Below are 6286 nucleotides of genomic sequence, written 5' to 3' on the forward strand. Positions count from 1 at the left end.
GGGGGGGCCACTTTGACCCTTGTTGTGCGCGGTGAGGGTCGACTACGTCGATCCCCCTCCGTCCCGGACCTTCGGTCCGAGACACCTCCCCCACATCGCGCTGGCGCGCTGGGGGAGGATCTGAAACGAAAAAGCCCGCCCGGGTTTCCCTGGGCGGGCTTTTCCGTGTTCGGGTTGAGGACCTAGAGGTCTTCGTTGATCAGGGCGACCTGGAAGTAGCCGTTGCCCTGCAGGGCGTTCATCACCGCCATGAACTCGCCGTAGCGCACCGTGCGATCAGCGCGGATATAGACGCGCTCCTCGGTGGGGTTGGGCTTGTTCAGGGTGCGGGCCAGATCGGCCGGCAAGGTGTCGAGGGTGGTGGGCTGGTCACCGATGTAGAGGCCGGCCACCTGGATGTTGATCAGGGTCGGCTCTTCCACCTTCGTGCCCGGAGGCGGCGGGATCGCCGGCGGCAGGTCGAGCTTGATCGACACCGTCGCGGCGGGGATCGACACCATGAAGATGATGAGGAGCACCAGCATCACGTCCACGAAGGGCGTGACGTTGATGTCGCTGTTTTGGCCGAGGTCGAACTTGCCGCCGCCCCCGCCGCCCAGCTTCGCACCCATATGCAATTCCTTCCCTAGGGGCGCGTATGACGTCGCGCCCATCCACAGTCCGGACACCCTTCGCCAATCAAATCGGGATTGTAAAGCCCGAACCGCCGTCCGCTCGCAGCCAAGTCAAAGCGCTGCCTGACATGCTCTCGCGCCGGGCGAAATTTCCAGGCGCCCGATGTCTCGCCAAGACCCGTGTTAGGCGGCTAAGAGGCGCGCATGAACACCTCCTATGACGCCTATGTCACCGCCGCCCTCTTCGACCGCCACGGCAAGGCGGCTTTCGCCCTCGGCGACGGCACGGTCCGGTTCGAGGATGGGGCGATCGCCGTCGCTCACAAGGGCGTGGCGCTTTCGGCCTGCCTGCACCCGAGCGGCGAGGGCGTCCTGACCGGCGGCGACGACGGAGTCGTGGCCTGGTCGCGGGGGGGCGACGTCACCGAGATCGCCAAGATCCCCGGGCGCTGGATCGAGTCGGTCGCCGCCTCGGCCGAATCCAAACTGATCGCCTTCGCCGCCGGCAAGGAACTGCACGTCCGCGACTCAGGTGACCCCGCTTTCTCTCGGGTGTTCGTCCACGAGAAGTCGGTGGCCGACGTGGCCTTCGACCCCAAGGGGCGGCGTATCGCCACGGCCACCTATAACGGCGCCTGGCTCTGGTACGCCCGGATCGCCGAGCAGAAGCCCATGGTGCTGAAGTGGGCCGGCAGCCACGTGGCCCTGGCCTTCAGTCCCGACGGCAAGTTCCTGATGAGCTCCATGCAGGAAAACCAGCTGCATGGCTGGCGGGTGGCCGACGAGAAGAACCTGAAGATGGGCGGTTATCCGGCCAAGGTGAAAAGCCTGACCTTCCTCTACAAGGGCCAGATGCTGGCCACCTCCGGCGCCAATGGCGCGGTCATCTGGCCGTTCACAGGCTCGGCCGGGCCGCTGGGCAAGCAGGCGGCCGAGGTGGGGTTCGACGAGAGCTCCATGGTCAACCGGGTGGCCGCCACCCCGGTGGGCAACCGGCTCGCCGCGGGCCTGGACGACGGACGGGTGTGGGTCTGCGACCTCTCCAACCAGGCCATCGACATGCGCAAGGCCGAGAAGGGCGCGCCGATCTCGGCCCTGGCCATGACCCCGGACGGCAAGCGCGTGGCCTGGGGGGACGAGGAAGGCGGAGCGGGCGTGTTTGAGGTCGCTTAGTCGAACCCCTTCATCTCCGCCCAGGTTTCGAAGGGGTCGCGGGCCGAGCGCAGGGTGTTGATGGGAGCGGCCTCGTCGCGCCAGCCCAGCGCCATGCCGGAGAACAGCATGTGATCCTGCGGCAGGCCCACCAGGTCTCCCACCGTCTTGGGATAGCGGGCCCAGTATTCCTGGGCGCAGGTGTCGAGGCCGCGCTCGACGGCCAGCAGCATGACGGTCTGCATGTACATGCCCAGGTCCGACCACTGTGGCGGACCCAGCTTGCGGTCGAGGCAGAAGAACAGGCCGACGGGGGCGCCGAACAGCTCCCCGTTCCGGGCCAGCTGCCGCAGGCGGGCGGGCTTGTCCTCGCGGGGAATGCCGATCGAGGCGTAGAGGTCCTCGCCGTTCTGGAACCGCCGGGTGCGGAAGGGGTCCCACAGGCTGGGGGGATAGACGTCGTATTCCGGGGTCTCCCCGAAGGGGTTGGCGGCGACCTTGGCCTTCAGGTCGGCGAGCGCCTCGCCGGCCAGGGCGTAGACCCGCCAGGGCTGCAGATTACCGCCCGAGGGCGCGCGGGAGGCCAGCTCCAGGATTTCGCGGATCACCGCCGCCGGCGGGGTTTCCGGCTTGAAGGCGCGGATGGAGATTCGCCTGGCGACGGCATCGGTGACGTTCATCTGCGCTCCTGCGGTGCGGCGGCTTGACCCGTTCCGCAGCGTCGCTAGCACTGACACCCTAGGTCAAGACAAGGGCCCCTGAACTTGAGCGACACGAACCCCGGTTCCGACAAGGACGATGGCCTGCGCCTCACGCCGCAGGCGTCCGGCGGTTGGGAGGACCTGGCCAGGTCCTGGGAGGACATCTCGCTCAATGAAAAGCCCCGCTCGGTGAACGATCGTGGCGACGCCCCGCCCATTCGGATCGCCCAGGACTCCCGACCCAAGCGCGGCGTCTGGGGCAAGGTGGGCCGTACGGTGGTCAGCCTGGTGCTGATCTTTGGCCTGATCGGGCCGGTGCTGGTGACCGCCGCCTATCGGTTCGTTCCACCGCCCATCACCTATCTGATGGTGGAGCGGGTGTTCGAGGGGCGTGGCTTCAATCGCCAATGGCGCTCGCTGGACGAGATATCCCCGCGCCTGGTGCGCTCGGTGATCGCCGCGGAGGACGCCAAGTTCTGCAGCCATCGCGGCTTCGACTTCGGCGCCATGCAGAAGGCCTTGGCATACAACGAACGCTCCAAGCGGACGCGGGGCGGGTCCACCATCAGCCAGCAGACCGCCAAGAACATCTTCCTGTGGCCGGACCGCTCCTATGTCCGCAAGGGCCTGGAGGCCTATTTCACCGTCCTGATCGAGGGGCTGTGGGGCAAGCGGCGGATCATGGAGGTCTATCTCAACAGCGTGGAGTGGGGGCCCGGCGTGTATGGCGCGGAGGCCGCGGCCCTGAAGAACTTCGGTGTCAGCGCCGACCGGCTGACCCCTGCCCAGGCCGCCCGGCTGGCGGCCATCCTGCCCAGCCCGCTGAAATGGCGCGCCGCCAAGCCGGGACCCTATGTGAAACGCCGCTCCGGCCGCATCGACAAGGCCGCCAGAACCGTTAGCCGCGAAGGGATGGCGCGCTGCGTCCTGGGTTGACGGAACAAAATTAAGCCCCCAACTCCTCTCTTAAGCGAAACAAATTCGCAAAAGGGAGACTTCGATGCGCGTAGGCGTGCCCCGCGAAATCAAGGCGGACGAGTATCGCGTGGGGCTGACCCCCACGGCGGTCCGCGAATATGTCGTCCATGGACATGAGGTGCTGGTGGAAGCCGGCGCCGGCCAGGGCGCCGGATACGCCGACGAAGCCTATGCGCGGGCGGGAGCCAGCATCGTCCCGGACGCCGAGGCGGTGTTCGCCGACAGCCAGCTGATCATCAAGGTCAAGGAACCGCAGGCCGCCGAGTGGGCGCGGCTGACCCCCGAGCACATCCTGTTCACCTACCTGCACCTGGCGCCCGATCCCGCCCAGACCGAGGGCCTGCTGGCCTCGGGCGCCGCGGCCATCGCCTATGAGACGGTGACGGACGCCAATGGCGGCCTGCCGTTGCTGGCGCCGATGTCGGAGGTGGCGGGCCGGATCGCGGTGTTCTCGGCCGGCGAGACCCTGCTGAAGCATAATGGCGGCATGGGCCTGCTGCTGTCGGGGGTGCCCGGGGTGCCGCCGGCGCGGATCTGCGTGCTGGGCGGCGGGGTGGTCGGCATGAACGCCGCCCGCATGGCCGCCGGCCTGGGCGCCGAGGTGGTGGTGGTGGAGCGGTCCATCCCCCGGATGCGGGTGCTGGACGACATGTTCCTGGGGCGCATCCTGACCCGCTACTCCACCCTGGACGCGGTGGAGGAAGAGGTGCTGAAGGCCGACGTGGTGATCGGCGCGGTGCTGACCGCGGGCGCGGCGGCCCCGACCCTGGTGCGTCGTGAGCACCTGTCGCGGATGAAGCCGGGCTCGGTGCTGGTCGACGTCTCCATCGACCAGGGCGGCTGTTTCGAAACCTCCAGGCCCACGACCCATGTCCACCCTACCTACACGATCGACGGGGTGGTGCATTACTGCGTGGCCAATATGCCCGGCGCCGCGCCGAGGACATCGTCGGAGGCCCTGGGCCATGCGACCCTGCCCTTCGGCCTGGCCCTGGCGGACAAGGGGCTGGACGCCCTTGCCGCCAACCGCCACCTGGCCAAGGGGCTCAACGTCCTGAAGGGCCAGATCACCCACCCGGCGGTGGCGCAGGCGCTCGGCAAGCCATTCAGCGATCCCTACGGGGCGTGGGCGGCTTAAAACTCCGCTCATCCCGGCGAAGGCCGGGACCCAGGTCATAGGTAACGGTCTCGGATCATTGTCCGGAATGCGGCTGATGTATCTGGGCCCCGGCCTTCGCCGGGGTGAGCGGTTATTGGGCTATGCCGCCCAGCGGGCTAGGTCTTGCCGCCCCTGAAGCACCCCCAGCACATCCTCCAGCCCAAAGGCCGGATCGTCGGCGTGCAGGGCGCCATAGACCCCATTGGCGAAGGCCATGTCGGCGGGGGTCTTCACCCGCCAGTCCAGGGCCGACCAGTCACGCCGCGCCAGGCAATGGGCCTGGGGATAGCGTTCGGGTTTGCTGCGGATCTGGGCCAGGGGCGAGGTCGCCGCGGCGGTGGCCTCATCGGCGTCAGCGGCGGTGCGGGCCAGGGCTCCGGCGGTGACCACCTCGACTTCCAGGCCCTTCGGAAAGGTGCGCTCGACCCGGTTCGACGCATAGGAGGCCCCCGTCGTGAGCGCCAGGCGGATGGTTTCGTCGATGACGCCCGGGTCCACAAAGGGTGAGTCACCCTTGATGCGCACCACATGGCTGACCGGGCCAGCGGCCTCGACGCAGCGCATGAAGCGGCGCGACAGGTTCTCCGAAGCGCCGCGGAATACGGTCTGCCCCCGCGACACCAGGAAGCTGGCTAAGGGATCGTCCACCGCCTCGTCGCTGGTGGCGACGATCAGCCGGGACAGGCAGCGGGCCTGACGGATGCGCTCCACCTGGCGCAGGATCATGGGCTCGCCGCGCAGGGGGGCCATGGCCTTGCCGGGCAGTCGGGGCGAGGTCATCCGGGCTTGCAGGATCGCGAGGATCATTTGGCGCAGGCTCCTTTTGAGCCGAAGGCGCTCGAGCGGCTCTAAGCGGCCGCCCAGGCGCGGGGGTCGAGGGCGACCGGGTCGTTGATCGCCATGTCGTCCCAGTCGAGGTCGGGCGGCGGGCTGGAGGCCGCGGCGATCACCGCGTTCAGCTCGGCCGCCGTGGTGACGCCCACCAGGACGGCGGCGGCTTCGGGACGGGACAGGGCGAAGCCGAGGGCCGCCTGCAGAGGATCGGACCGGCCCTCGGCGATCAGCCGGCGGGCGCGGGAAATCCGGCTGGCGGCTTCCTTCAGGTGGTTGGGGGCCCGGTCGGCGGGCAGGAACAGCAGGCCCGACAGGAAGATCGAGCGCAGGTGCACCTCGATGCCGATGCCGGTGAGGGCCGCCAGCGTGCCGTCGATCAGCAGGCGCTGGTCGAGCAGGGAGGCCGGGGCCTGGATGATGTCGGGACGGAACCGGCGGGCCACGCCCAGGGGGTCGTCCGAGGCGAAGACCGAGACGCCGATCTTCTTGGTCAGGCCCTGATCCTTCAGCGCCTTGAGGCGGTCCCACAGGGCCAGGCCGTGGGGACCGAACAGGTCGGTGGCCGAGGGCACCAGGATGGCGTCGGCCTGTTCCACGCCCAGGCGGCGCAGGGTGGCTCGGGCCTCGGCCTCCACGAAGTCGGGACCGCGGTCGGCGCGGACGGTGGAGATCGAGATCTTGAAGGGGTTGGGCCGGGGCATGATGTCCCCCAGCACGTTCTCCACCTGAGGCGACCAGCCGGCGACGTCAAAGACGGCCAGGCCGGTGCGCGCGGCGATGTCCAGGATGTCCCGGACCTCGGCCTGGGGCGGACGGCCGCGCAGGCTCGCCTGCTCGAGGGCGAACTG

At 68.8% G+C, this 6286-nt stretch carries 7 protein-coding genes; 3 read left to right on the top strand and 4 right to left on the bottom strand.

Features of this window, described 5'->3' with window-relative positions:
• Positions 1-182: 182 nt before the first annotated feature.
• Complete coding sequence (locus tag RMO97_RS13045) at positions 183-611, bottom strand: biopolymer transporter ExbD (protein ID WP_310541490.1); 429 nt, start codon at positions 609-611, stop codon at positions 183-185.
• Between the two features lie 207 nt (positions 612-818).
• Here RMO97_RS13045 and RMO97_RS13050 point away from each other — a divergent pair, with 207 nt between their 5' ends.
• The gene (locus tag RMO97_RS13050) at positions 819-1787 is read left to right on the top strand and encodes a WD40 repeat domain-containing protein (RefSeq protein WP_310541491.1); all 969 of its coding nucleotides are present in this window, start codon (positions 819-821) and stop codon (positions 1785-1787) included.
• On the opposite strand, the gene RMO97_RS13055 is transcribed toward RMO97_RS13050, so the two are convergent.
• Positions 1784-2446 carry a nitroreductase gene (locus RMO97_RS13055; RefSeq protein WP_310541492.1) on the bottom strand — a complete coding sequence of 221 codons (663 nt, stop codon included), beginning with the start codon at positions 2444-2446 and terminating at the stop codon, positions 1784-1786. The genes RMO97_RS13050 and RMO97_RS13055 overlap by 4 nt on opposite strands.
• 285 nt (positions 2447-2731) lie before the next feature.
• On the opposite strand from RMO97_RS13055, the gene mtgA reads away from it, so the two are divergent.
• The gene (mtgA, locus tag RMO97_RS13060; protein WP_409035315.1) at positions 2732-3403 is read left to right on the top strand and encodes a monofunctional biosynthetic peptidoglycan transglycosylase; all 672 of its coding nucleotides are present in this window, start codon (positions 2732-2734) and stop codon (positions 3401-3403) included.
• A 64-nt stretch (positions 3404-3467) separates the two neighbouring features.
• Positions 3468-4583: an alanine dehydrogenase gene (gene ald, locus RMO97_RS13065; RefSeq protein WP_310541493.1), complete on the top strand. Its 1116-nt coding sequence runs from the start codon at positions 3468-3470 to the stop codon at positions 4581-4583.
• A 120-nt stretch (positions 4584-4703) separates the two neighbouring features.
• Here the strand turns inward: ald and RMO97_RS13070 are convergent, their stop codons facing one another.
• Both RMO97_RS13070 and RMO97_RS13075 read right to left on the bottom strand, forming a co-directional pair.
• A complete protein-coding gene (locus RMO97_RS13070) occupies positions 4704-5411 on the bottom strand; it encodes a cytidylyltransferase domain-containing protein (protein ID WP_310541494.1) in 708 nt (235 codons plus the stop codon).
• A gap of 41 nt (positions 5412-5452) precedes the next feature.
• Positions 5453-6286 (bottom strand): bifunctional regulator KidO (locus tag RMO97_RS13075; protein WP_310541495.1); only part of this gene is annotated, 834 nt, incomplete at its 5' end.

The sequence above is a fragment of the Phenylobacterium sp. genome (assembly GCF_031425575.1).
Classification (GTDB): Bacteria; Pseudomonadota; Alphaproteobacteria; order Caulobacterales; family Caulobacteraceae; genus Phenylobacterium.

Excerpts from the sequence above, each read along its gene's own strand:
- RMO97_RS13045 (WP_310541490.1), bottom strand. The coding sequence starts at position 611 with ATGGGTGCGAAGCTGGGCGGCGGGGGCGGCGGCAAGTTCGACCTCGGC.
- RMO97_RS13050 (WP_310541491.1), top strand. The coding sequence starts at position 819 with ATGAACACCTCCTATGACGCCTATGTCACCGCCGCCCTCTTCGACCGC.
- ald (WP_310541493.1), top strand. The coding sequence starts at position 3,468 with ATGCGCGTAGGCGTGCCCCGCGAAATCAAGGCGGACGAGTATCGCGTG.
- RMO97_RS13070 (WP_310541494.1), bottom strand. The coding sequence starts at position 5,411 with ATGATCCTCGCGATCCTGCAAGCCCGGATGACCTCGCCCCGACTGCCC.
- RMO97_RS13055 (WP_310541492.1), bottom strand. The coding sequence starts at position 2,446 with ATGAACGTCACCGATGCCGTCGCCAGGCGAATCTCCATCCGCGCCTTC.